The organism is Pseudonocardia yuanmonensis, assembly GCF_039542425.1.
In the GTDB taxonomy this organism is placed as follows: domain Bacteria; phylum Actinomycetota; class Actinomycetes; order Mycobacteriales; family Pseudonocardiaceae; genus Pseudonocardia; species Pseudonocardia yuanmonensis.
In genome coordinates this window covers 49450-70679 of record NZ_BAABIC010000005.1, presented here as the reverse complement: position 1 = coordinate 70679, position 21230 = coordinate 49450, and the positions used below count along the sequence as shown (strand labels likewise).

Annotated in this window: 21 protein-coding genes and 1 tRNA gene; 15 read left to right on the top strand and 7 right to left on the bottom strand. The window is 74.7% G+C overall.

The window, feature by feature from the left end; all coding sequences use genetic code 11:
- Nucleotides 1-15 precede the first annotated feature (15 nt).
- Both ABD990_RS08795 and ABD990_RS08790 read right to left on the bottom strand, forming a co-directional pair.
- Nucleotides 16-888: an alpha/beta hydrolase gene (locus tag ABD990_RS08795; protein ID WP_345379656.1), complete on the bottom strand. Its 873-nt coding sequence runs from the start codon at nt 886-888 to the stop codon at nt 16-18.
- A 63-nt stretch (nt 889-951) separates the two neighbouring features.
- Nucleotides 952-1395 (bottom strand): Lrp/AsnC family transcriptional regulator, encoded by a 444-nt coding sequence (locus ABD990_RS08790; RefSeq protein WP_345379655.1) that lies wholly within the window; start codon nt 1393-1395, stop codon nt 952-954.
- A 166-nt stretch (nt 1396-1561) separates the two neighbouring features.
- Between ABD990_RS08790 and ABD990_RS08785 the strand changes: the two genes are divergently transcribed.
- Both ABD990_RS08785 and ABD990_RS08780 read left to right on the top strand, forming a co-directional pair.
- Nucleotides 1562-5047 (top strand): indolepyruvate ferredoxin oxidoreductase family protein, encoded by a 3486-nt coding sequence (locus ABD990_RS08785; protein WP_425569559.1) that lies wholly within the window; start codon nt 1562-1564, stop codon nt 5045-5047.
- A gap of 69 nt (nt 5048-5116) precedes the next feature.
- On the top strand, nt 5117-6439 hold the full coding sequence (locus ABD990_RS08780) for an MFS transporter (protein ID WP_345379654.1): 1323 nt from the start codon (nt 5117-5119) through the stop codon (nt 6437-6439).
- Between the two features lies 1 nt (nt 6440).
- On the opposite strand, the gene ABD990_RS08775 is transcribed toward ABD990_RS08780, so the two are convergent.
- Nucleotides 6441-7193: a Mut7-C RNAse domain-containing protein gene (locus ABD990_RS08775; RefSeq protein WP_345379653.1), complete on the bottom strand. Its 753-nt coding sequence runs from the start codon at nt 7191-7193 to the stop codon at nt 6441-6443.
- A gap of 131 nt (nt 7194-7324) precedes the next feature.
- Between ABD990_RS08775 and ABD990_RS08770 the strand changes: the two genes are divergently transcribed.
- The 5 genes from ABD990_RS08770 to ABD990_RS08750 are packed head-to-tail and all read left to right on the top strand — an operon-like array spanning nt 7325 to nt 11413.
- Entirely contained in the window at nt 7325-8017 is a 693-nt protein-coding gene (locus ABD990_RS08770; protein ID WP_345379652.1) for a RibD family protein, read from the top strand.
- Complete coding sequence (locus ABD990_RS08765) at nt 8010-8981, top strand: zinc-dependent alcohol dehydrogenase (protein WP_425569558.1); 972 nt, start codon at nt 8010-8012, stop codon at nt 8979-8981. The genes ABD990_RS08770 and ABD990_RS08765 overlap by 8 nt, the downstream gene beginning before the upstream one ends.
- A 19-nt stretch (nt 8982-9000) precedes the next feature.
- A complete protein-coding gene (locus tag ABD990_RS08760; protein ID WP_345379649.1) occupies nt 9001-9402 on the top strand; it encodes a 6-pyruvoyl trahydropterin synthase family protein in 402 nt (133 codons plus the stop codon).
- Entirely contained in the window at nt 9399-10448 is a 1050-nt protein-coding gene (locus tag ABD990_RS08755) for a glycosyltransferase family 4 protein (RefSeq protein WP_345379647.1), read from the top strand. Before ABD990_RS08760 ends, ABD990_RS08755 begins: the two co-directional genes overlap by 4 nt.
- A complete protein-coding gene (locus tag ABD990_RS08750; RefSeq protein ID WP_345379646.1) occupies nt 10445-11413 on the top strand; it encodes a lysylphosphatidylglycerol synthase transmembrane domain-containing protein in 969 nt (322 codons plus the stop codon). The genes ABD990_RS08755 and ABD990_RS08750 overlap by 4 nt, the downstream gene beginning before the upstream one ends.
- Nucleotides 11414-11451: 38 nt before the next feature.
- Here ABD990_RS08750 and ABD990_RS08745 read toward each other — a convergent pair whose 3' ends face one another.
- Entirely contained in the window at nt 11452-12435 is a 984-nt protein-coding gene (locus ABD990_RS08745) for an SDR family oxidoreductase (RefSeq protein WP_345379645.1), read from the bottom strand.
- Nucleotides 12436-12641: 206 nt separating this feature from the next.
- On the opposite strand from ABD990_RS08745, the gene ABD990_RS08740 reads away from it, so the two are divergent.
- Nucleotides 12642-13526, top strand: a complete 885-nt coding sequence (locus ABD990_RS08740) for a helix-turn-helix transcriptional regulator (RefSeq protein WP_345379643.1) — start codon at nt 12642-12644, stop codon at nt 13524-13526.
- 59 nt (nt 13527-13585) lie between these two features.
- Here ABD990_RS08740 and ABD990_RS08735 read toward each other — a convergent pair.
- Nucleotides 13586-13669 (bottom strand) — tRNA-Leu (locus ABD990_RS08735).
- A 108-nt stretch (nt 13670-13777) separates the two neighbouring features.
- Here ABD990_RS08735 and ABD990_RS08730 point away from each other — a divergent pair.
- Both ABD990_RS08730 and ABD990_RS08725 read left to right on the top strand, forming a co-directional pair.
- Nucleotides 13778-15094: a M20/M25/M40 family metallo-hydrolase gene (locus ABD990_RS08730; protein WP_345379642.1), complete on the top strand. Its 1317-nt coding sequence runs from the start codon at nt 13778-13780 to the stop codon at nt 15092-15094.
- Nucleotides 15095-15128: 34 nt separating this feature from the next.
- Complete coding sequence (locus ABD990_RS08725) at nt 15129-15905, top strand: SDR family oxidoreductase (protein WP_345379640.1); 777 nt, start codon at nt 15129-15131, stop codon at nt 15903-15905.
- Nucleotides 15906-15907: 2 nt separating this feature from the next.
- Here the strand turns inward: ABD990_RS08725 and ABD990_RS08720 are convergent, their stop codons facing one another.
- Together ABD990_RS08720 and ABD990_RS08715 are read right to left on the bottom strand one after the other, a co-directional pair.
- On the bottom strand, nt 15908-16156 hold the full coding sequence (locus tag ABD990_RS08720) for a DUF5703 family protein (RefSeq protein ID WP_345379638.1): 249 nt from the start codon (nt 16154-16156) through the stop codon (nt 15908-15910).
- 110 nt (nt 16157-16266) lie between these two features.
- Complete coding sequence (locus tag ABD990_RS08715; protein WP_345379637.1) at nt 16267-17214, bottom strand: aldo/keto reductase; 948 nt, start codon at nt 17212-17214, stop codon at nt 16267-16269.
- Between the two features lie 93 nt (nt 17215-17307).
- Here ABD990_RS08715 and ABD990_RS08710 point away from each other — a divergent pair, with 93 nt between their 5' ends.
- From ABD990_RS08710 to ygiD, 5 genes are all read left to right on the top strand, one after another.
- The gene (locus ABD990_RS08710; RefSeq protein ID WP_345379636.1) at nt 17308-18129 is read left to right on the top strand and encodes an undecaprenyl-diphosphate phosphatase; all 822 of its coding nucleotides are present in this window, start codon (nt 17308-17310) and stop codon (nt 18127-18129) included.
- A 25-nt stretch (nt 18130-18154) separates the two neighbouring features.
- The gene (locus tag ABD990_RS08705) at nt 18155-18886 is read left to right on the top strand and encodes a histidine phosphatase family protein (protein WP_345379634.1); all 732 of its coding nucleotides are present in this window, start codon (nt 18155-18157) and stop codon (nt 18884-18886) included.
- Between the two features lie 61 nt (nt 18887-18947).
- Nucleotides 18948-19538 (top strand): DUF3090 domain-containing protein, encoded by a 591-nt coding sequence (locus ABD990_RS08700; RefSeq protein WP_345379633.1) that lies wholly within the window; start codon nt 18948-18950, stop codon nt 19536-19538.
- Between the two features lie 6 nt (nt 19539-19544).
- Nucleotides 19545-20348: an SCO1664 family protein gene (locus tag ABD990_RS08695; RefSeq protein WP_345379632.1), complete on the top strand. Its 804-nt coding sequence runs from the start codon at nt 19545-19547 to the stop codon at nt 20346-20348.
- An 11-nt stretch (nt 20349-20359) separates the two neighbouring features.
- On the top strand, nt 20360-21229 hold the full coding sequence (gene ygiD / locus ABD990_RS08690) for a 4,5-DOPA-extradiol-dioxygenase (RefSeq protein ID WP_345379631.1): 870 nt from the start codon (nt 20360-20362) through the stop codon (nt 21227-21229).
- Nucleotide 21230: the final 1 nt, after the last annotated feature.

The following is a 21230-nucleotide window of genomic DNA, read 5'->3' as shown; positions in this document are numbered from 1 at the left end:
GGGGATCCCGGCGGGTCAGGCGGGTGGGACCACCCGGTCGAGCCACTCCAGGAGGTCGGCGACGACCTCGTCCCGGTTGGTCTCGTTGAACACCTCGTGCCGTGCGCCCGGCCAGATCCGCACGGTCACGTCCGCGACGCCGGCCGCGGCGAGCCGGTCGGTGAGCGGGTGCAGCAGCGCGAGGCCGCCGTGGACCGGGTCGGCGTCGCCGACGGTGATCAGCACGGGCAGGTCCGACCGGATGTGCCCGACGCGCTCCGGATCGGCCAGCGCCCGCCCGCCGGCGAACATCGCCTTCGACCCCGGTACGTCGAGGCCGAAGCCGCAGGCCGGGTCCGCGACGTACTTGTCGACCTCCGCCGCGTCCCGCGAGAGCCACTCGTACCCGGTCCGCTGCTCGAACGGGGCGTTGAAGGCGGACAGGTCCATCGGGCCGTCGAGATCCAGTCCGGGCTCCATCAGGTCGATCGCGGCGGTGCCGGAGAGCACGAGCCCGTCGATCTCCCCCGAGTGGTCGAGCACCCACTGCAGCGCGGCGAACGAGCCCATGCTGTGCCCGAGCAGGACGGCCGGGACGCCGGGGAAGGCCGCCCTGCCGGCGTCGAGCAGGATCCCGATGTCGTCGACCAGGCCCGTCCAGCCGGTGGTACCGAGGACGCCGTGCCGCTCCGGGGTGCCGGCGGTGGCCCCGTGGCCGCGGTGGTCCTGCCCCTGCACCACGAACCCGCGCCCGGTCAGGCCGGCGGCCAGCCGGTCGTAGCGGCGCAGGTGCTCGCCCATCCCGTGAGTGAGCTGCACGATCCCCCGCGGGGTGCCCGCGGGCTCCCACCGGTAGGCCGTGACCTCGGTGCCGTCGCGGCCGGTGATCGTGAACGTGCTCGGTTCCACGGGACCTCCTCCTCGCAGTCGGCCGTGATCGTCGTCGGCGCACCGCGAGGGGGTCAAGGGGCCTCAGGAGGCGCCGCGGTTCCACGCCCCCAGCACCAGCAGGGTCTTCGTGCCGGTGACCGTGCCGGCCGTGCGCAGGGTGTCGATGACCTCCTGCAGGTGGGCGACGTCGCGCACCCGGACCCGGACCAGCGCGTCCGGGTCGCCGGCGATGGTGAAGATCGACTGCACCTCCGGCACGGTGCTGGCGGTGGCGACGATGTCGGCGACCCGGGTGGTGCCGGCGTAGCGCAGCTCGGTGAACGCCTCGACGCCCCAGCCGAGCTTGGCGTGATCGACCTGCGCGGTGAACCCGGTGATCACGCCGATCTCCTGCAGCCGGTCGACGCGGCGCTTCACCGCCGCCACCGACAGCCCGACGATCCCGGCCATGTCGGAGTACGTGCGGCGGCCGTCCTCCTGCAGCAGGGCGAGCAGCCGGTGGTCGATGGCGTCGATCTCGGGCACGGGCGCTCCTCACGCAAAGAATTCTGGCCTCACCGACTCTAGCGGGATCTGGTTTGCGTCTTACGCACCATTTCCCGAGACTTGCTTGCGTCCGACCCGATCGCTCCGGTGTGCTCGACGCCACGCGCGCCGGGAACCGGCGCACCGGGAGCGACGGGAGCCGATCGTGAGCGTCGACACCACCGTGACCCTCGACGACCGCTACGCCGCCGACCGCGGCCGGGTCCTGCTCACCGGGATCCAGGCGCTGGTCCGGCTGACGCTGGAGCAGCGCCGGCTCGACACCGCCCGCGGGCTGGACACCCGCGTGTTCGTCTCGGGCTACCAGGGCTCGCCGCTGGGCGGGCTGGACTCCGAGCTGCTGCGCTCCCGGCGGTTCCTCGACCCGGCGGGCGTGGTGTTCCGGCCGGGCGTCAACGAGGAGCTGGCCGCCACCGCGGTCGCGGGCACGCAGCTGCTGGGCCAGGTCCCCGGTCGCCGGCACGAGGGCGTCGTCGGCTTCTGGTACGGCAAGAACCCCGGCCTCGACCGGGCGGCGGACGCCATCCGGCACGGCACCCTCGCCGGCACCGCGACGCTCGGCGGCGCCGTCGCCGTGATCGGGGACGACCCGGCGTCGAAGTCCTCGACCGTGCCCAGCTCGTGCGAGCCGATGGCGCAGAGCCTCGCGATGCCGCTCCTCGCCCCGGGCACCGTCGCGGAGATCGTCGAGCTGGGGCTGCACGCCGTGGCGCTGTCCCGGGCGTCCGGGCTGTGGACCGGGCTCAAGATCGTCGCGGACATCGCCGACGCCTCGGCGACCGCCGACGTCGAGGGCCTGCGGCTCGGGATCCCGAGGCCGCCCGCGCGACCCCGCCCGCCGGCAGCGGCGCTCGTCGGCCCGGCCGCCCTCGACGCCGAGCACGACATGCTCACCCGCCGCCTCGACCTCGCCCGCGCCTACGCCCGGGAGGCCGGGCTCAACCGGGTCACCTTCAGCGCGCGGCAGGCCCGGCTGGGGATCCTCGCGAGCGGCACCGGCTACGCCGTGGTGCAGCGCGCGCTCGAGGACCTCGGGCTCGACGAGGCCGCGCTCGACGACCTCGGCGTCCGGCTGATCCGCCTCGCCATGCCCTTCCCGGTCGACGCCGAGGACCTCGCGGCGCACACCGCCGGGCTCGAGGAGGTGCTCGTCGTCGAGGACAAGGTGCCGTTCCTGGAGGGGCACCTGAAGGAGGCGCTCTACCGGGTGCCGGACGCGCCGCTCGTGGTCGGGCGGCGCGACGAGCGCAACCGGCCGCTGCTGACCGCGCGCGGCCAGCTGGGCGCGGAGGACGTGGCGCGGGCGATCGCCGCCCGGATCGGCCACGACCGGCTGCCGCGGACCGCGGCCGCGCACCTGAGTGCGATCGAGCCGCAGAAGCCGTCCCGGATCGGGCTGCCGATGGCCGGCGCGTCCCGGACTCCCTACTTCTGCTCCGGCTGCCCGCACAACACCTCGACCCGCGCGGGCGACGACACGCTGGTCGGCGTCGGCATCGGCTGCCACGCCATGATCGCGATCAACGGCGAGAGCCGCGGCCACCAGATCGGCCTGACCCAGATGGGCGGCGAGGGCGCGCACTGGCTCGGCCTCGCCCCGTTCACGGACGACCGGCACTTCGTACAGAACCTCGGCGACGGCACCTTCCACCACTCGGGCTCGCTGGCCGTGCGCGCGGCGGTGGCCGGCGGCGCGACCATGACCTTCAAGCTGCTCTACAACGACGCCGTCGCGATGACCGGCGGGCAGCAGGCCGTCGGCCGGCTGTCGGTCCCGGAGATCACGCGGTTGCTGGCCACCGAGGGCGTCCGGCGGATCGTGGTCACCACGGACGACCCCGGCAAGTACCGCGGCGTCGCGCTCGACCCGATCGCGTCGGTGCGGCACCGGGACTCCTTCGCGGAGGCCGAGGCCGAACTGGCGGCGGTCGACGGCGTGACCGTGCTGATCCACGACGACCGGTGCGCGGCGGAGGAGCGCCGGTTGCGCAAGCGCGGCACGCTGCCCACCCCGGCGGAGAAGGTCGTCGTCAACGAGCGGGTGTGCGAGGGCTGCGGCGACTGCGGGGACAAGTCCACCTGCCTGTCGGTGCAGCCGGTGCAGACCGAGTTCGGCCGCAAGACCCGCATCCACCAGCCCTCGTGCAACTCCGACCTCTCGTGCCTCAAGGGGGACTGCCCGTCGTTCCTGCTGGTCGAGCCGGGCACCCGGCCGCGCCGGGAGGTCCCGGCGCTGCCGGTCGCGCTCGTCGAGCCCGAGCCCCGGTTCGACGGCGCCGAGACGCTGATCCGCATGCCCGGCATCGGCGGGACCGGCGTGGTCACGGTCTCGCAGATCCTGCAGATGGCCGCGCACCTCGACGGCCGGTTCGCCGCGGGGCTCGAGCAGGTCGGGCTGGCGCAGAAGGGCGGCCCGGTCGTGTCCGACGTCCGGATCGCCAAGCAGCCGGTCCGCGGCTCGCTGCGCGCCTCGCGCGGCACCGCGGACGTACTGATCGGCTTCGACCTGCTCGGCACGGCCGACGCGGCCAACCTCGCCGTCGCCCGGCCCGGGCACACCGTGGCCGTCGTGAACAGCGCGATCGTGCCGACGGCGGCGATGGTGACCGGACGCGTGGTGCTGCCCGGCTCGCCGGACGACGCGCTGGAGCGGATCGCCGCCGCGACGGGTGCGGAGAACCTGCACGTCGACGCGCAGGGGCTGGCCGAGGCGCTGTTCGCGGACCACATGCCCACGAACATGCTGCTGCTCGGCGCGGCCTACCAGCACGGCTGCCTGCCGGTGAGCGCCGCGGCGATCGAGCAGGCGATCCGGCTCAACGGGGCGGCGGTGGAGAAGACCCTCGCCGCGTTCCGGTGGGGGCGGGCCGCGGTGCTCGACCGCGACGCCGTCCTGGCCGCCGCGCTCCCGCCGACCCGCGCGACCGTGGAGGTCTCGGCGCGGTCGCGTCGGATCGCCGAGGGTCTGGACGAGGCCGTGGCCGTCCGCGTCGAGGACCTCACCGGCTTCCAGAACGAGGCCCTCGCCGCCCGGTACGCCGAGGAGGTCCGGCGGGTCGCTGCGATCGCCGCGGAGAAGGCCGGCGCCGCCGGCGAGCCGGTGGCCGTCGCCTACGCCCGCGGGCTGCACAAGCTCCTCGCCTACAAGGACGAGTACGAGGTGGCGCGGCTGCACCTCGACCCGGTCGAGAAGGCGCGCCGCGACGCGGAGTTCGGGCCGGACGCCGCCGTCTCGGTCCTGCTGCACCCGCCGGTGCTGCGGGCGCTGGGCATGAGGACCAAGATCCGGCTCTCCGGGCGGACCGCCGGGCTGGCCTTCCGCGGCCTGCGTGCGGCGAAGGGCCTGCGCGGCACCCCGCTCGACCTCTTCGGCTACGCGGAGGTCCGGCGCACCGAGCGGGCGCTGGTCGGGGAGTACCAGGCGCTGGTGCGGTCGGCGCTGGAACGGCTGACCCCGCAGACCGTGGACCGGGTCGTCGCGATCGCGGAGCTCGCCGAGGAGGTCCGCGGCTACGAGGAGATCAAGCTCGCCGCCGTCGAACGGTTCCGGGCCGAGGCCGCCGAGGCGCTCGAAGCCCTGGGCGGTGAGCTGCGGGAACGGTCTTCGTGCCGTGCTCCGTCCAGCGAGTAGGCGATCCCCGGGGCATCCTCGACCCGGGCAAGGCCCGCTGCCCGGATCCCTCTCCGGAAGGAACCCCGCATGAGCTCCGACACCGTCGTCGGGACCGACGACCAGCTGGTCCGCTCCGGCGTGCGCCGGGCCGCCCGCCGCCTCATCCCGCTGCTGATCGTGCTGTACTTCGTGAACTACCTGGACCGGGTGAACATCGGCTTCGCCGGCCCGAACGGGATGAACGAGGAGCTGGGCCTGTCGGCCACGCTGTTCGGCGTCGCGGCCGGCGTGTTCTTCATCGGCTACCTGCTGCTCGAGGTGCCCAGCAACCTGATGCTGCACCGCTTCGGCGCCCGCCGGTGGATCGCGCGCATCCTGGTGACCTGGGGGATCGTCGCCACGGTCATGGCGTTCACGCCCAACGCCACCGTGCTGATCGTGCTGCGCTTCCTGCTCGGCGTGGCCGAGGCGGGCTTCTTCCCCGGCATCATCCTGTACCTCACCTACTGGTTCCCGGCGGCGCAGCGGGCCCGCATGACCGCGTGGTTCATGACCGCGATCCCGATCTCCACCGCGCTCGGTGCCGTCGTCTCGTCGCTGATCATCGAGCACTGGCACGGGCTGTTCGGGCTGGCCGGCTGGCGGGTGATGTTCCTGGTCGAGGGCATCCCGGCGATCCTGCTGGCCTTCGTGGTGTGGTTCTTCCTCACCGACCGGCCGGCCGCGGCCTCGTGGATGCCGCACGGCGAGCGGGACGCCCTGGAACGCGCGCTCGCGGCCGAGGGCCGGGAGGTCTCCGAGGCCGGCCCGAGGTCGGTGCTCGGGGCGCTGAGGAGCCCGCGGGTGCTGGCGCTGTCCTGGGTGTACTTCGGCGTGGTCTACGGCCTCTACGCGCTCGGCTTCTTCCTGCCCACGATCATCAAGGGCTTCGCCGCGCAGTACGGCACCCAGTTCACGACCGTCCAGCAGGGCCTGATCAACGCGATCCCGTACGTCGTCGGGCTGGTCGCGATGATCCTCTGGACCCGGCGCTCGACCAACCCGACGGTGCGGGTGGCCGTCCCGGCGCTGATCGGCGGCCTGGCGATCCCGGTCGCGCTCTACCTGGCGAACCCGTGGCTCGCGATCATCGCGGTCACGATCTGCGCCTGCGGCGTGCTGGCCGCGCTGCCCGGCTTCTGGTCGCTGCCCACGGCGTACCTCACCGGCGCCGCCGCCGCGGCGGGCATCGGGTTGATCAACTCGCTGGGGAACCTGTCCGGGTTCGTGGCGCCGTACGTCACGGGCGCGCTGTCCGACGCCACCGGCAACAACAAGCTCGGGCTGTGGGTGGTCGGGATCTGCATGGTCTCCGCGGCCGTGGTGACCTGGCTGCTCCGCCGCACGCGGCGGAAGGCGCCGGCGGGCTGAGTCACCCGCGGTGGCGCGCGACCACCGCGCGCGCCGCCTCGACGATCCGCTGCAGGCCCTTCCCGTGGGCGCCGTGCCAGTACACGCGCCCGCAGGAGCGGCACCGCGCGAACTCGTCGTACGTGCGCCGGGTGCCGGCCCGCAGCTCGCCGGCGACCTCCTCGGCGGCGACGGGTGCGAGCTCGCCGTTGCAGGCCGTGCAGCGGGTCGAGGGGGCCAGCGGCGGGGCGAAGCGGTCGAGGACGTCCGCGAGCTGGTCGTCCGGCCGGTCGCCGCGCACGTGCGCGCCGGCCCAGAGCGCGCGACGCATCAGCAGGCCGCGGTCCTGGGTGAGCACGATCCGGCGCTGCTCGAGGCCCTCGCGGACCAGCTCGGCGTCCGCGGCGTCGTTGCGGTAGGCGGCGTCGATCCCGAGCACCCGCAGCCGGCGCGCCAGGGTCCCGAGGCCGACGTCGAGCAGGAAGCCGGTGGCGCCCGGCACCACCTGCGGGCGGTCGACGGGCAGGATCTCCAGCTCGGCGCCCGGCACCGGCCGTTCCTGCGGCGAGGCCGGGCGGCCGTCGAGACGCAGCGCGCCGACCTCGGTCAGCGGGACGCCGAGGCTCTGCACGACGTGCCCGAGGGTGGCGTCGCCGTCCCACGGCACGCTCGCGCGGTCCCGGCGGCGCTCGCGCGACAGCAGGAACCACAGCTCCGGGTCCGCCCGCACGACCACCAGGCCGGAGCGGTTGACGTCGTGCGCCGGGGGAGGCACCACGCCGACGGTACCGGCGGCCCGGCCGGCCCGCCCCGCCCGGCGCCGGGAGGAACCCCGCTGGGCCGTCCGGGGCAGTACCCGCCCGGCACGTGGCACGGGGCCTTCCCGAGACGGCACGATGCGGAACCATGGACCGCCCGTACGTGATCGCCTCGGCGGCCGTGTCCCTCGACGGCTACATCGACGACGTCGCCGAGGCGCGCCTGATCCTGTCCGACGAGGAGGACCTGGACCGTGTGGACGAGGTGCGGTCCTGGGCCGACGCCCTGCTCGTCGGGGCCAACACCATCCGCACGGACGACCCGCGGCTGCTGGTCCGGTCCGCGGAGCGCCGCCGCGCCCGGGTCGCCGCGGGCAGGCCGGAGACGCCGGCGAAGGTCACGCTGACCCGCTGCGGCAAGGTCGATCCCGGCGCGCGGTTCTTCACCGCCGGGGACACCCCGCGGTACGTCTACACCTGTGACTCCACGCTGGACGAGGTGCGGTCCAAGCTCGGCGGGAGCGCGACCGTCCTCGGCGCGGGCGACCCGCTGGAGCTGCCGCGGATGCTCGCCGACCTGCGCGGCCGCGGGATCGAGCGGCTGATGGTCGAGGGCGGCGGGGCCGTGCACACGCTCTTCCTGTCCGCGGGCGTGGTGGACGAGCTGCACGTGGTCTACGCGCCCTTCTTCGTCGGGCAGCGGGACGCGCCGCGGTTCGTCAACCCCGCCGACTTCCCGCAGGGCCCCACCTCGCGGATGACCCTGGCGGACACGCGGCAGATCGGGGACCTGGTGTTCCTGCGGTACCTGCCCCGGAGTGATCGGGCCGGGCGTGGCTGACCGCGCGCTCTGGCTCGACGCCCCGGGCCGCGTCTCCCTGCACGAGGTCGAGCTCCCCGCACCCGGCCCGGACGAGGTGCTGGTCCGCACCCTGTACACCGGCGTCAGCCGGGGGACCGAGGCGCTGGTGTTCCGCGGGGGAGTGCCGGCGAGCCAGCACACGGCGATGCGGGCGCCGTTCCAGGAGGGCGACTTCCCGGCGCCGGTGAAGTACGGGTACCTCAATGTCGGCGTGGTCGAGGAGGGGCCGTCCGCGCTGGTCGGCAGGGTGGTGTTCTGCCTGTACCCGCACCAGACCCGGTTCGTCGTGCCCGCCTCCGCGGTGACCCCGGTGCCCGACGGCACGCCGCCGGCCCGCGCGGTGCTCGGCGGGACGGTGGAGACCGCGGTCAACGCGCTGTGGGACGCCGCGCCCCTGGTCGGCGACCGGATCGCCGTCGTCGGGGGCGGGATGGTGGGCTGCTGCGTGGCCGCGCTGCTCGCAGGGTTCCCGGGCGTGCGGGTGCAACTGGTCGACCCGCTGCCGGCGCGGTCCGCGGTCGCCGACGCCCTCGGCGTCGGGTGGGTCCCGCCGGAGGAGGCGGCGGGTGACTGCGACCTGGTGGTGCACACCAGCGCCACCGAGGCGGGGCTCGCCCGGTCCCTGGAGCTGCTGGGGCCGGAGGGCGAGGTCGTCGAGATGTCCTGGTACGGCGACCGCCCGGTCCGGGTGCCGTTGGGCGAGGCCTTCCACCCCGGTCGGCTGACCATCCGCAGCAGCCAGGTCGGCATGGTGTCCGCCGCCCGGCGCGCACGGCGGGGCTTCGGCGACCGGATCGCCCTCGCGCTTCGCCTGCTGGCCGATCCGCGGTACGACGCCCTCGTCACGAGCGAGGGGCCGTTCGACGCGCTGCCCGTGGACCTGCCGCGGATTCTCGCGGAGGGCGGTGAACCGTCCGGGCTCCTCCACCGTGTCGCCTACTGACACCGCGAGGAGGAGCACGTTGTTCGGGATCACCGTCCGCGACCACATGATGGTCGCCCACAGCTTCCGGGGAGAGGTCTTCGGCCCGGCGCAGCGCCTGCACGGCGCCACGTTCGTGGTCGACGCGACCTTCCGGCGCAGGGAGCTCGACGCCGACGACCTCGTCGTCGACATCGGGCTGGCCACCACGGCCCTGCAGGCGGTGCTCGGCGAGCTCACCTACCGCAACCTCGACGACGATCCCGCCTTCGCCGGGCGCAACACCTCCACCGAGTTCCTCGCCAAGGTCGTGGCCGACCGGCTGGCCGAGCGGGTGGCCGCCGGCGAGCTGGGCGAGGGCGCACAGGGCCTGGAGGCGCTCGTGGTCACGCTGCACGAGTCCCACGTCGCGTGGGCGAGCTACGAGCGGCCCCTCCCGTGATCGTGTCCGCGCCGGTGGTGGCGGCCGTGCTGCCCGGGGACGTCGACGACCCGCAACGGCCCAGCGGCGGCAACGTCTACGACCGCCGGGTCCTGGCCCGGCTCGGCGGGGTGCAGGAGATCGCGGCGGGCGGGAGCTGGCCGCACCCGACGGCCGCCGACCGGGCGGCGCTCGCGGGCGCGCTGGCCGCCCTTCCCGACGGCGCCGTGGTGCTGCTCGACGGGCTCGTGGCCTGCGGGGTCCCCGAGGCCGTGGTGCCGGAGGCCGGGCGGCTGCGGCTGGTGGTGCTCGTGCACCTGCCGCTCGCCGACGAGGCCGGCGCCGACCCCGCGCTGGCCGACCGCGAGCGGGCGGTGCTGGGTGCCGCGGCCGCGGTCGTGGCGACGAGTACGTGGTCGGCCCGGCGGCTGGAGGCGTTGCACGGCCTGCACGACGTCCCGGTGGTGACCCCCGGTGCCGACCCTGCGCCGCCGGCGGCGGGCTCCGGCGGGGGCGGCCTGCTGTGCGTGGGCTCGGTGACCCCGACCAAGGGGCAGGACCTGCTGGTCGCGGCGCTGGCGCGGGTCGCGTCGCGGTCGTGGACCTGTCGGCTCGTCGGGCCGCTCGGCCGCGCGCCGTCGCACGTCGACCTGGTTCGACGCGAGCTCGACCGGCACGGCCTCGCCGCCCGGGTCCGGCTCGACGGCCCGCTCACCGGTGCCGCGCTCGACGAGGCGTACGCGGCCGCCGACCTGCTCGTGCTGCCCTCGCGCGCGGAGGCCTTCGGGATGGTGGTGCTGGAGGCACTGGCCCGCGGGATCCCGGTCCTCGCCACGGACGTCGGCGGGGTGCGGGAGGCCCTGGGCACGACGTCGTCCGGCGAGGTGCCCGGCCTGGTGGTGGCGCCCGACGCCGACGGGCTCGCCGACGGACTGCAGGACTGGCTGGACGACCCGGCCCTGCGCACCCGGCTCCGCCGCGCCGCGCACGAGCGCCGGAACACGGTCCCGGCCTGGGACGTCCCCTCCGCCGCCCTCGCCGCGATCCTCGACGGGGTGCGGTCGTGAGCGTCCCGGCGTGGCGGCGAGCGGTCGGGGTGCTGGGGTCGTCACGGGTGCGGACCGCGGCGGCGGTGGCGCTGCTGGCGGTCGTCGTGTGGCGGCTGGGCGCCGGACCGGTGGTCGACGGGCTGCGCGCCCTCGACCTCCCCGCGGTCCTCGCGGCCCTCGGCATCGGCGCCGCGACCACGGTCTGCGGCGCGGCCCGGTGGGTGCTCGTGGCGCGGCGGCTCGGGATGGAGCTCCGCCTCGGCCCGGCCGTGGCGCACTGCTACCGGGCGCTGTTCCTCAACTCCGTGCTGCCCGCCGGCATCCTCGGCGACGTCGGCCGGGCCGTGGAGCACGGACGCGCGGTGGGCGACGTGGGCCGCGGGGCCCGGGCTGTGATGCTGGAGAAGGTGGCCGGGCAGATCGCGCTCGTGGTGGTCGGCACGGTCGTGCTGGTCGCCGAGCCGGCCGTGCTGGGGACGCTGTCGCTGCCCGCGCAGGTCTGGGGTCCGGCACTCGGCGTGCTCGCCGCGGGCGCCCTGCTCGCGGCGCGGGTCCGCCGGGTCCGCACCGGGCTGGGCACCCTGCTCGCCGACGCCCGCCGCGGCCTCCTCGCCCGGGACGCGTGGCCCGGCGTCGCGCTGCTCTCCCTCGCCGCACTCGCCGGCTACCTGGGGCTGTTCCTGGTCGCGGCCCGCACCGTCGGCGCCACCGCGCCCACCGCGCAGCTGCTCCCGCTGCTGGTCCTGGCCCTGTTCGTGATGGGCCTGCCGGTCAACGTCGGCGGGTTCGGGCCGCGGGAGGCCGTGGCCGCCGTCGCGTTCGGCGCGGTCGGGCTCGGCGCCGCGCAGGGCCTCTCCGCCGCCGTCGCCTACGGCGTCCTGACCGTCCTCAGCACCCTGCCGGGCGGCCTGGTCCTCCTCGCCGGGATCCTCGCCCGCACCCGCCGCACCATCCGCCCGGCCGTCGTCCCCGCGACCCCCTGAGGACGACGGGAGCCCGGTCCGCGCGGACCGGGCTCCGGTCACCGGGACGACCCGCTCGAGGCGTCGCCTGCCGTGTGGCCGGGCGCTGTGAAGGACACCGTCGTCAGTTCTTCGGAGACGCGCCAGATGCGCGCAGCGTCCTCCGTGCTGCGGAGCGGGCGGTAGAGGCGCTGCTCAGTGGGGGCGCCGGAGAGGTTCCCGAACCCGTTCGGGCCGTAGAGCCGGCCGCCCCGGGCGTCCGGGGAGGTCGCGGCGTGGAGGGCGGGGAGCAGGGCGGTCTCCACCGTCCCGAGGAGGATGCCCCGCCGGGACAGTCCCCGGATCAGGCGCATCCCGGGGGCGTCCTGGCCGCGTCCCATCTCGGGACGGGCGGCGAGCAGGTTCGTCGGGGCGACCCCGGGGTGGGAGAGGGTGCTCGTGACGCCCCAATCGCCTGCCCGGCTGCGACGGTCGAGTTCGAGGCCGAAGAGCCCGAACGCGATCTTCGACTGGCTGTAGGCGCGCCGGCCGTCGTAGGAACGCTCCCAGTTCAGGTCGTCCCAGTGGACCGCGCCCGAGCGCGCGGAGATGCTGATCTGCGAGGTCACGCGGGCTCGGCCGGCTCGGAGCAGGGGCAACAGGTGGGCGACGAGGGCGACGTGGCCGAGGTGGTTGGTGCCGAACTGCAGCTCGAACCCGTCGGCCGTGGTCTGCCGGTCCGGCGGGGTCATGACGCCGGCGTTGTTGACGAGGATGTGGATCGGCCGGCCTTCGTCGCGCAGGGTCCGGCCGAGGGCCGCGACGGAGGCGAGTGAGGACAGGTCGAGCTCGCGCAGGGACACGTGCGCTCCGGGGACCTGGTCGGCGATCCTGCCGATCGCGGCCTGCCCCTTGGCCGGGTTGCGGACGGGCAGGACCAGCTCGGCTCCGGCGGCGGCGAGCCTCGTGGCGAGGCCGAGCCCGACGCCGTCGCTGGCTCCGGTGACGACGGCGCGCTTCCCCGAGAGGTCGGGGACGCTGATGTCGGGTCGTGTGCGTGGCATGACGGAGCTCCTGGTGTCGTCGTTCCTGGGGTCAGGGGGTGTGCGATCGAGACTTCCGCGCCGGCCGTGAGGACATCCACGACCTTCCGATCCGTGGATGGGCGAGCCACCGCAGCGCAACGCCCGACGGGTGGACCGACGATCCGTGGCTGCCGGCGCCCACCGGCGGTAGGAACGACACAGCACCGAGGACCAGGAGGCGGACCATGATCGACCGGGCCGGACTGGCGGCGTTCCTGCGCCACCGCCGGGAGTCACTGCAACCCGAGGACGTCGGCCTCCCGCGGGGGCAACGGCGCAGGACCAGCGGGCTGCGGCGCGAGGAGGTCGCCTCCCTCTGCCACATGTCGACCGACTACTACGCGCGGCTCGAGCGGGAACGCGGGCCCCAGCCGTCCGAGCAGATGATCGCCTCCATCGCCCAGGGCCTGCACCTCTCGCTCGACGAGCGCGACCACCTGTTCCGGCTCGCCGGGCACCACCCACCCGCCCGGGGAGCGGACAGCGAGCACATCAGCCCTGGTCTGCTGCGCGTGCTCGACCGCCTCGCCGACACCCCTGCGGAGATCGTCACCGAACTGGGCGAGACGCTGCGGCAGAGCCCGCTCGGCGTCGCCCTCACCGGTGACACGACCATCTACACCGGCCCGGCGCGCAGCAACGGCTACCGCTGGTTCACCGACCCCACCAGCCGGCGGATGTACGCGCCCGAGGACCACCGGTTCCTGTCCCGGATGTACGCCGCGGGCCTGCGCGGGATCGTCACGCTGCGCGGTCCCGGTTCCCGGGCGGCGCACCTCGCCGATCTCCTCCTCGAGCAGAGCGAGGAGTTCCGGCGCGTGTGGGACGACCACGAGATCGGGATCCGGCCCCACGACACCAAACGTTTCGTCCACCCCGAGCTCGGCAGACTGGAGCTGAACTGCCAGCGGCTGCTCGACCCGCAGCAGTCGCACTACCTGATGGTCTACACCGCGGCCCCGGGCAGCGAGAGCCACGACAAGTTGCAGCTGCTGTCGGTCATCGGGAGCCAGACGGTCCGTGCGGATCCGCAGGACGGGACGGTGCCGGGGCTGCCGGCCGGACGGTGATCTCACCGAGGTCGACGTCAGCGGGCTGCTCGTCGAGCCGCACGCCGTGGATGATCTTGTGTCCGAGGGGGGACTTGAACCCCCACCCCCTACTCGGGGACTAGCACCTCAAGCTAGCGCGTCTGCCATTCCGCCACTCGGACCTGCACCGCCCGGGCCCCGCCCGGTGCGACCGTTGAAGCATAGCGGAGCCGATCCGGTGCCCCGCGGAGGGGGCACGGGTGTGGGCCGGGGATGGTAGGAACATCGTCATGACCGGCCCGCTCAGCGCGGTGGACGAGGTGGTCGAGCTCTGCTCGGACCTCATCCGCATCGACACGTCCAACACCGGCGACCCGGACACCGTCACGGGGGAGCAGGAGGCGGCGGAGTACGTCGCCGGGAAGCTCTCCGAGGTCGGCTACGAGGTGGAGGTGCTCGAGTCCGGGGCGCCGCGCCGCGCCAACGCCTTCTGTCGGCTGAAGGGGGCCGACCCGGAGCGCGGCGCGCTGCTGGTGCACGGCCACCTGGACGTCGTGCCGGCGGAGCCGAGCGAGTGGTCCGTGCACCCCTTCTCCGGTGCGGTGCAGGACGGCTACGTCTGGGGCCGCGGCGCCGTCGACATGAAGGACATGGTCGCGATGATCATCGCGGTCGCCCGGCAGTTCAAGCGGGAGGGCTACGTGCCGCCCCGCGACATCGTCTTCGCCTTCGTGGCGGACGAGGAGGCCGGCGGCTCGTACGGGGCGCAGTGGCTGGTGAAGCACCGGCCGGACCTGTTCGAGGGCGTCACCGAGGCCGTCGGCGAGGTCGGCGGGTTCTCGCTCACGCTGGGCCAGGACCGCCGCGTGTACCTCATCGAGTCGGCCGAGAAGGGCATGGCCTGGATGCGGCTGCGCGCGAAGGGCAAGCCCGGCCACGGCTCCTTCCTGCACGACGACAACGCCGTGACCATCCTGTCGGAGGCCGTCGCCCGGCTGGGCAACCACCGGTTCCCGCTGATCATGACGGACACGGTGCGCGCCTTCGCCGAGCACGTCCGCGAGCTCACCGGCATGGAGTTCCCGGACGAGGACATCGAGGGCGCCTTCGCCAAGCTCGGCCCGGTCGCCCGCATGGTCGGCGCCACGGTCCGCGACACGGCGAACCCGACGATGCTCAGCGCCGGCTACAAGGCCAACGTCATCCCGTCGACGGCCGAGGCCACGGTCGACTGCCGGGTGCTGCCCGGCCGGCGGGACGCGTTCCTCCGGGAGGTCGACGAGCTCCTCGGACCGGACGTCGAGCGGGAGTGGATCCAGGACCTGCCCGCGCTGGAGACCGAGTTCTCCGGTGCGCTGGTGGACGCGATGGCGGCGGCGCTGCGCACCGAGGACCCGGACGCCACGGCGATCCCGTACATGCTGTCCGGCGGCACGGACGCGAAGTCGTTCACGCAGCTGGGCATCCGCTGCTTCGGGTTCGCCCCGCTGCGGCTGCCCCCGGACCTGGACTTCGCCTCGCTCTTCCACGGGATCGACGAGCGGGTGCCGGTCGACGCGCTGCAGTTCGGCGCCCGCGTCCTCGATCGCTTCCTGCGAACGGCGTGAGCAGGACCATGAGACGAAGCCCGAGGAACTCCTGATGGATCTCACGGACAAGGTCGCCCTCGTCACCGGCGGCGCCTCCGGCATCGGCGCGGCCGCGTCCCGCCGGCTCGCCGCGGCGGGCGCGCACGTGGTCGTGGCCGACCGGGACGGCGACGCGGCCGAGCTCGTGGCCGGCGAGATCGGCGGCACGGCCCGGGTCGCGGACGTCACCGACCCGGAGGCGGTGACCGCCCTGGTCGAGGCCGCCGAGGCCGTCCGCGGGCACCTCGACGTGGTGCTGCTCAACGCGGGCATCACGTCCGGCCAGTCCGGGATCGCGGACCTCGACCTGGCCGGCTACCGGGCGATCATGGGCGTCAACCTCGACCACGTGGTGTTCGGGCTGACCGCCGCGGTCCCGGCGCTGCGCCGGGCGGGCGGCGGCCGGGTCGTGGCCACCGCCTCGCTCGCGGGCCTGGTCCCGATGCCGGGCGACGCGCTCTACACGGCCTCGAAGCACGCCGTCGTCGGGTACGTCCGCTCGGCCGCCCCGGTGCTGGCGCCGGAGGGCATCGTGGTCAACGCCGTGTGCCCGGGCTTCGCCGACACCCCGCTGATCGCCCGCGCGAAGGCGCAGTTCGGCGACTTCCCGCTGCTCACCGCCGAGGACGTGGCGTCCGCGGTCGAGGCCGTGCTCGAGCGCGGCGAGCCGGGGGAGTGCTGGTTCGTGCAGCCCGGGCGGGAGCCCGCGCCCTACGGCTTCCGCGGCGTCCCCGGGCCGAAGGGGGCCGGGGCGCCGCCGCCGGTGGACTGGGAGACCGGCCGGAGCTGACGCTAGTAGGACAGCTCCGGGAGCATCTGGCCGGTGCGCCGGCGGCGCAACCAGACCTTGCGCACCCCGCCGGGGTAGAGCCGGACCCGGGAGAGCTCCCACCCCGCGTACTCGGCCTGGATCGCGAGGCGCACCGCGGCCGTCAGCCGGGGCACGTCACCGTCGATCCGGAGGGGGCGGTACTCCCAGTCCCCCTCCACGTGGGGATTCCCGTCGAGATCGACCGCCTCCACCGCACCGGTACCTGCCACCGGTCACCTCCCGCCGTGCTCGCGACCCCCGGTGAACCGGGGGTTACGGACCCACCATACGAGGGTGTCGGCGGGCGGGGCCAGGGTTCGTCCGGACCTTCGCGAATCGGTCAGGTGGCGGCGCTGACGTCGTCGAGCGCGGCCCTGATCTCCGGCGGCAGGGACACCGCCTCCGTGGCCAGCGAGGCGGAGAGCTGGGCGGCGTCCCGGGCGCCGACGACGGCCGCGGCCACCCCCGGCCGGTCCCGCACCCAGGCCAGCGCGACGGCCAGCGGCGAGGTCCCGAGCCCGTCCGCGGCGGTGAGCACGGACTGCACGATCCGGGCGCTGCGCTCGTTGCGCCGCGCCTCGACGTAGGCCGCGAGCACCGGCGAGGTGGCGCGCGAGTCCGCGGGGGTGCCGTCGGTGTACTTGCCGGTCAGCACGCCGCGGCCGAGCGGCGCCCACGCGAACAGCCCCAGGCCGTGGTGCCGGGCCGCGGGCAGCAGCTCGTCCTCGGGGGCGCGGTGCAGCAGCGAGTACTCCGCCTGCGCCGACACCGGGACCACGACGTTGCCCACGGCGCGGGCCCGCTCGGCGACGGTCGCCAGCTGCCAGCCCGCGGGCGCGACCAGCCCGGCGTAGCGGACCTTCCCGCTCAGCACCGCGACCTGGATCGCCGAGAGCGTCTCCTCGAGGGGGACCTGCGGGTCCCAGCCGGGGAGCTGCCACAGGTCGAGCCGGTCGGTGCGCAGCCGGCGCAGCGTGGCGTCGAGCCCGTGCAGCAGCGCGCCGCGGGCCGCCCGCTGTCCCAGGGCCCCCTCCGGCGGGGCGCCGCGGGCGGCGATCACCAGGTCGTCCCGGTCGACGAGGCCGGCCTCGAGGTGCGCGCCGAGGACCTCCTGGGCGGTGCCGTCGCCGTAGACGTCCGCGGTCTCGACGAGCGTGCCCCCGCCCTCGACGAAGGCGAGGAGCTGCTCGCCCGCGCCCTCGGCGTCCGTGTCCTCGCCCCAGGTCATGGTGCCCAGGCCGATGCGCGAGACCTGCAACCCGGACCCGCCGACCCTCCTGCGCAGCACCCGACGAGCCTGCCATCCGGGGGTGGGCCCGTGGTGCCCGGCCCCGCCCTCGCTACGGTGACGCCCCGTGACCGAGACCGGGGGAGACGTCCGATGAGCTGGCTCGAGGTCGTGGTGCTCGGCCTGGTCCAGGGGCTGACCGAGTTCCTGCCGATCTCCTCGTCCGGCCACCTGCGGATCGTGTCGGGGCTGTTCTTCGGGCACGACCCCGGCGCCGCCTTCACCGCCGTCACGCAGATCGGGACCGAGCTGGCGGTGCTCGTCTACTTCGCCAAGGACATCGGGCACCTCGTGGCGACGTGGTTCCGCGGGCTGCGCGACCCGGAGGTCCGGGCGAGCCAGGACTACCGGATGGCCTGGATGGTCATCGTCGGGAGCATCCCGATCGGCGTCCTGGGGGTGCTGTTCAAGGACCAGATCGAGACGGTCGCGCGCAACCTCTGGCTGATCGCGACCACCCTCGTGGTGTTCGGCGTCCTGCTCGGCCTGGCCGAGCGCTACGGCCGGCAGGAGCGCCCGCTGGAGCAGCTGACGATGCGGGACGGGATCGTCCTCGGCTTCGCGCAGGCGATGGCCCTGGTGCCCGGCGTGTCCCGGTCCGGCGGCACGATCACGGTCGGGCTGTTCCTCGGGCTCGAGCGGGCGGCGGCCGTGCGGTTCTCCTTCCTGCTCGCCATCCCCGCGGTGTTCGCGTCGGGCCTGTTCACGCTGCCGGACGTGTTCGCGGGCGACGGGCCGTCGCCGGTGCAGATGACCGTGGCCGTGCTGATCGCCGGGGTGGTCGGCTACGCCGTGATCGCCTGGCTGCTGAGGTTCGTGGAGAAGAACACCGTCTACGTGTTCGTCGCGTACCGGATCGCCCTCGGCGTCGCGCTGATGGCCGCGCTGGCCATCGGCGCCGTGTCCGCCACCTGATCCCCGGCACGTACGCTCGATCGTCGTGACCACCCTGATCCTGCTCCGGCACGGCCGGTCGACGTCCAACACCGCCGGCGTGCTCGCCGGGCGGACGCCGGGCGTCGAGCTGGACGACAAGGGCCGCGAGCAGGCGGCGGCGGTGGTCGAGCGGCTCGCCCCGCTGCCGATCGCCGAGATCGTCACCTCGCCGATGCTGCGCTGCCGGCAGACCGTCACGCCGCTGGCCGAGGCCCGCGGCCTGGTGCCGGTCGTCGAGGAGGACCTGTCCGAGGTCGACTACGGCGACTGGACCGGCGGCACGCTCGCCGAGCTGGCCAAGGAGGACCTCTGGAAGGTCGTCCAGGCGCACCCGTCGGCGGCGGTGTTCCCCGGCGGCGAGGGCCTCGCCGGCATGCAGGCCCGGGCGGTCGCCGCGGTCCGGCACCACGAGCGGCGGATCGCGGAGGCGCACGGGCCGGCCGCGCTCTGGGTCGCCTGCAGCCACGGGGACGTGATCAAGGCCGTGCTGGCCGACGCGCTGGCCAGCCACCTGGACAACTTCCAGCGGATCGTCGTCGACACCTGCTCGATGTCGGTGGTCACCTACACCCGCACCCGCCCGTTCGTGGCCCGGGTGAACGACGTCGGCGGGGACGTCGCGTCGCTGCTGCCGCCGCCGCCCAAGGAGGGCGAGGAGGGACAGGGCGACGGGGTGGCCGAACCGGTCGCCGAACCCTCGTCCGACGCCGTCGTCGGGGGTTCCACGGGGGCCTGACGAGCTCGTCCGCCCCACCGGGGTGCCTCGCCCGCGGCCTTGGCCTACTCTGGGTTTCGCCATGTCACGCGTCATCCACGTCTTCCGCCAGCCCGAGCGCTTCGTCGCGGGCACCGTCGGCGAGCCCGGCGACCGGGCCTTCTACCTGCAGGCCATCGAGGACGCGCGCACGATCAGCGTCCTGCTCGAGAAGCAGCAGGTCTCGGTGCTCGCGGAGCGCATCGAGGCGCTGCTCGCCGAGATCGCGCGGCGGTTCGGCACCGAGGTCGACACCGGCCAGGAGGTGGAGTCCTCCGACAACGACCCGCTGGCCGTGCCGCTGGAGGAGGAGTTCCGGGTCGGCACCATGGGCCTGGGCTGGGACGCGGACTCCAGGTCCATCGTGGTCGAGCTGCTCGCAGTGACCGAGGAGGAGGTCGACGAGTCCGTCGTCCTCGACGACACCGAGGAGGGGCCCGACGCGCTGCGGGTGTTCCTGTCCCCGGTGCAGGCCCGCGAGTTCGCCGACCGGGCCGAGAAGGTCGTGTCCGCCGGGCGCGCCCCGTGCCCGCTGTGCGCCGAGCCGCTGGACCCGCAGGGACACGTGTGCGTGCGGCTCAACGGCTACCACCAGCGCTCCCCGATGGGGGACGTCTCCGGCTCGGGCGAGTAAGCGCGGTTGACCGGTTCCGACCTGCGCGATCCCGCGGTGCTCGACGTCCTGCGCAGGGGGCGCATCGAGATCACCGGGCGGATGGTCGACGCCTCCAACGCGACCCTGTTCGGCACCGTCTCCGCGGACGGCTGCACTGTGCAGTGCGTCTACAAGCCGGTGCGCGGTGAGCGCCCGCTGTGGGACTTCCCCGACGGGACGCTGGCCGGGCGCGAGGTGGCCAGCTACCTGATCTCCGAGGCCGCCGGCTGGCACGTCGTGCCGCCGACCGTGCTGCGCGAGGGCCCGTTCGGCCCGGGCATGGTGCAGGCCTGGGTGGAGACCGGGAGGTCCGAGGACCTGGTCGACATCCGCACGCCCAAGGAGGTCCCGCCGGGCTGGCGGGGCGTGCTGCGCGCCCGGGGGAACGACGGCGCGCCGGCCGTGCTGGTGCACGCGGACGACCCGCGGCTGCGGGCGATGGCCGTGTTCGACGTCGTCGTCAACAACGCCGACCGCAAGGGCGGGCACGTGCTCGCCGGCGACGACGGCCGGGTCTACGGCGTCGACCACGGCCTCACCCTGCACGTCGAGGACAAGCTCCGGACGGTGCTCTGGGGCTGGGTCGGCGAGGAGCTGGACGACGCGGAGATCGAGGCCCTCTCCAAGCTGCGCGCCGAGCTCGCCGGCACCCTCGGCGAGGAGCTGGGCCCGCACGTCACGCTGTCCGAGATCCAGGCGCTGACCGACCGCGTCGACCTGATGCTGGCCGTGCCGCTCTTTCCCGAGCCCTCGGGCTACGGGCCCGCGATCCCCTGGCCGGCGTTCTAGGATCCCCGGCCATGAGCACGGCCGCGGGCACCCTCATGCCGGCGGCGTTCGTCGGGCACGGCAGCCCGATGAACGCCCTGGAGCGCAACCGGTACACGCAGTCCTGGCGGGCCCTCGGCGAGGCGCTGCCCCGGCCCCGTGCGGTGCTGGTGATCTCCGCGCACTGGTACATCAACGCCACCGCCGTCACGGCGATGCCTCGGCCCCGCACGATCCACGACTTCTTCGGCTTCCCGCAGGACCTGTTCGCCGTCGAGTACCCGGCGGCCGGGGCGCCGGAGCTCGCCGAGGAGGTCGCGGAGATCGTCCGGCCGACGTGGGTGGGGGCGGACGTCGACAGCTGGGGGCTCGACCACGGCACCTGGTCGGTCCTCGCGCACGTCTTCCCCGAGGCGGACGTGCCCGTCGTCCAGCTGTCGATCGACGCGGCCAAGCCGCTGAAGTACCACGTGGACCTCGGGGCGCGGCTCGCCCCGCTGCGCGAGCGCGGCGTGCTGGTGCTGGGCAGCGGCAACGTGGTGCACAACCTCGCCGGGATGGACCCCGCCCACGCGGACTCCGGCTTCGACTGGGCCCACCGGTTCGACGACGCCGCCCGCGCGGTGCTCACCGGCGAGCCGGAGGAGGTGCTGCGCCTGCGCGAGGCGGCCGACTGGGCCGCGGCCGTGCCGACGTCGGACCACCTCGTCCCGGTGCTCTACCTCGCCGGGCTGGGCGCGGCCGCCGGGCACGGCGCGGACGTGCTGGTCGACGGGTACACCTACGGCTCGCTGTCGATGACCTCGTACACCCTCGGCCTCGACGGCGTGCCCCCGGCGTCGGGGGACGAGCACGCCGCGCCGCTGCCCGACGGGGTCCCACCGGGATCGACCAACATCTAGT